Below are 2,782 nucleotides of genomic sequence, written 5' to 3'. Positions count from 1 at the left end.
CGCGGTCAGCGACTCGGCGGTCGCCAGGGTCCACCCGCGCCCGCCGAGTGCGGCCACCGCGGCCGCGGCACCCGGATCGGGGAGATCAGCGGAGGTCATGGCAACCCGGGCCGGGGGGCTCAGTGCCCGGCCCTGGCGGCCTGACGCGCCTTCACCAGGTAATCGATACCCGTGTAGACGGTCAGGACCAGCGCCACGCCGATCACGGCCCATTCGACGGGCCAGACCCAGTGCGGTAGCGGGAGGATCAGCATGCCCAGCCCCAGGGTCTGGGTCACGGTCTTGAGCTTGCCACCCTTACTGGCCGCCACCACGTGGTCGACGCCGAACAGACGCCAGAGGGTGATCCCCACCTCGCGGACGAGGATCACGATCGTCACCCACCAGAACAGCTCGTGGACCAGGGACAGCGAGATCATCGCCGCCGCCATGAGCGCCTTGTCCGCGATCGGGTCGGCGATCTTGCCGAAGTCCGTCACCAGACCCAGCCGCCGGGCGAGGTACCCGTCCACGTAGTCGGTCGCCATCGCGAACACGAAGACGACGAACGCCCCCACCCGCCACCAGGGATCCTGGGCGCCGGCGACGAAGAACAGGACCACGAAGACGGGGACCAGGAGGATCCTCACCACCGTGAGGACGTTCGCGATGTTGAGGACGGGGACCTCGTCGGTCCGGCGTCCGTTCTCGCGCGTGGAAGCAGTCACCCCCTCACCTTAGCGAGGACGGCGGGAATACCCTTGGTCGCGACGCACCCCCGACCCCGATCCCAGGAGATCCACGATGCCGCTCTTCGCCGTCACCTACCGCTACTCCGACGCCCAGACCCAGGAGCGGGAGGCCAACAAGCCCGCCCACCGCGAGTGGCTGTCCGCCCGCGTCGACGACGGGTCCGTCCGGTCCGTGGGACCGTTCGTCGACGGATCCGGGGCGTTGCTGGTGGTGGAGGCCGACGACGACGAGGCCGCACGATCGCTCGTGGGCGACGACCCCCACTGCCTGCGCGGAATGGTCGCGGAGGTCACGGTCCGGGAGTGGAAGCCGGTTTTCGGCGCCCTCGCCTGACAGGCACCCCGCCCGGCCGCTACCCCACCGGGGTCTCGGCCGGATCTCTGAGCTCGGCCGGCTCGTCGTCCGGATCCTCCTCCGGCGGGGCCCCGCCCTTGATCATCCAGAGCACCGAGGCGAGTTCCTCGGGCTTGACCAGCACGTCGCGTGCCTTGGACCCCTCGGAGGGTCCGACGATGTCGCGCGACTCCATCAGGTCCATGAGCCGACCCGCCTTGGCGAACCCGACGCGGAGCTTGCGCTGCAGCATCGAGGTGGACCCGAACTGGCTGGAGACCACGAGCTCGACGGCCGCGAGCAGGTCGTCGAGGTCGTCCCCGATGTCGCCGTCGATGTCCTTCTTGGACTCCTCCTTGGCGGCGGTGACGGTGTCGTCGTAGTCGGGCTCCGCCTGGTTCTTGGCGTAGTCCACGACCTCGTGGATCTCCTCGTCGGTGATGAACGCACCCTGCATACGGATGGGACGCGAGGCACCCATCGGGATGAAGAGCCCGTCGCCCATACCGATGAGCTTCTCCGCCCCGGCCTGGTCGAGGATGACCCGGGAGTCGGTGAGCGAGGACGTGGCGAACGCCAGGCGGGACGGCACGTTGGTCTTGATGAGGCCGGTGACCACGTCGACGGACGGCCGCTGCGTGGCCAGGACGAGGTGGATGCCGGCCGCACGGGCCTTCTGGGTGATGCGGACGATCGCGTCCTCGATGTCGCGGGGCGCGGTCATCATGAGGTCGGCGAGTTCGTCCACCACCGCGACGATGTACGGATACGGGCGGTACACCCGTTCGCTGCCGGGCGGCGTCGTGATGGCTCCCGACTTCACGCGCTCGTTGAAGTCGGTGATGTGGCGAACGCGGGTGGACTTCATGTCCTGGTAGCGCTGTTCCATCTCCTCGACCAGCCACGCCAGCGCGGCGGCCGCCTTCTTGGGCTGCGTGATGATCGGGGTGATCAGGTGTGGGATCCCCTCGTACGGCGTCAGCTCGACCATCTTGGGATCCACGAGGATCAGGCGCACCTCGTCCGGTGTCGCGCGGGTGAGCAACGACACGAGCATCGAGTTGACGAAGCTGGACTTACCCGAACCGGTCGAGCCGGCCACCAGGAGGTGCGGCATCTTGGCCAGGTCGGCGGTGACGAAGTCGCCCTCGATGTCCTTGCCCAGTCCGATGAGCATCGGGTTGTGCTTGGTGGCGGTCTTGGGGTCGGTGAGCACGTCGGCCAGCCGCACCAGTTCGCGGTCGAGGTTGGGCACCTCGATGCCGACCGCGGACTTGCCGGGGATCGGGGCGAGGAGACGGACGTTGTCCGTGGCGACCGCGTAGGCGATGTTGCGGTGCAGGGCGGTGATCTTCTCGACCTTGACGCCGGGGCCGAGTTCGACCTCGTAGCGCGTGACCGTCGGGCCGCGGGTGAATCCGGTGACCGCGGCGTCGATCTTGAACTGCTCGAGGACGCCCTGGATGGCGTCGATCATCTGGTCGTTGGACTCGCTGCGCGCCTTGGGCGGGTCCCCCGCGGTCAGCAGGCTGACGGGCGGCAGGGTGTACTCGACGCCGTTGAGCAGTTGCTTCTGGGAGTCGAGGCGCTCGACATCGCTGTCCGCCGCGGTGTGGGTGGACGGGGTGTTGGTCTGCGGCACCTCGGTCGTGCCGCCGGCTCCGCGCGCCTCCGCCGGGCGGACGGTGGCCCCGTTCGTGGCGTCCCCGACCGGCGC

3 protein-coding genes are annotated in these 2,782 nt (G+C 69.0%); 1 reads left to right on the top strand and 2 read right to left on the bottom strand.

Annotated elements, in window-relative coordinates; genetic code table 11:
* Positions 1 to 119 precede the first annotated feature (119 nt).
* A complete protein-coding gene (gene pgsA / locus G6018_RS05755) occupies positions 120 to 707 on the bottom strand; it encodes a CDP-diacylglycerol--glycerol-3-phosphate 3-phosphatidyltransferase (RefSeq protein WP_182639109.1) in 588 nt (195 codons plus the stop codon).
* A 76-nt stretch (positions 708 to 783) separates the two neighbouring features.
* Here pgsA and G6018_RS05750 point away from each other — a divergent pair, with 76 nt between their 5' ends.
* Positions 784 to 1,065 carry a YciI family protein gene (locus G6018_RS05750; RefSeq protein ID WP_182639107.1) on the top strand — a complete coding sequence of 94 codons (282 nt, stop codon included), beginning with the start codon at positions 784 to 786 and terminating at the stop codon, positions 1,063 to 1,065.
* A gap of 19 nt (positions 1,066 to 1,084) precedes the next feature.
* On the opposite strand, the gene G6018_RS05745 is transcribed toward G6018_RS05750, so the two are convergent.
* Positions 1,085 to 2,782: DNA translocase FtsK (locus G6018_RS05745; RefSeq protein WP_241732003.1), on the bottom strand; the 1,698-nt coding region annotated here is incomplete at its 5' end.

Source organism: Dietzia sp. DQ11-44, assembly GCF_014145205.1.
Lineage (GTDB): Bacteria > Actinomycetota > Actinomycetes > Mycobacteriales > Mycobacteriaceae > Dietzia > Dietzia natronolimnaea.
The sequence above is the reverse complement of the archived record's forward strand: the minus strand, read 5'-3'. Positions and strand labels throughout refer to the sequence as shown.

Coding starts and splice junctions, on each gene's coding strand:
- G6018_RS05750 (WP_182639107.1), top strand. CDS start 784: ATGCCGCTCTTCGCCGTCACCTACCGCTACTCCGACGCCCAGACCCAG.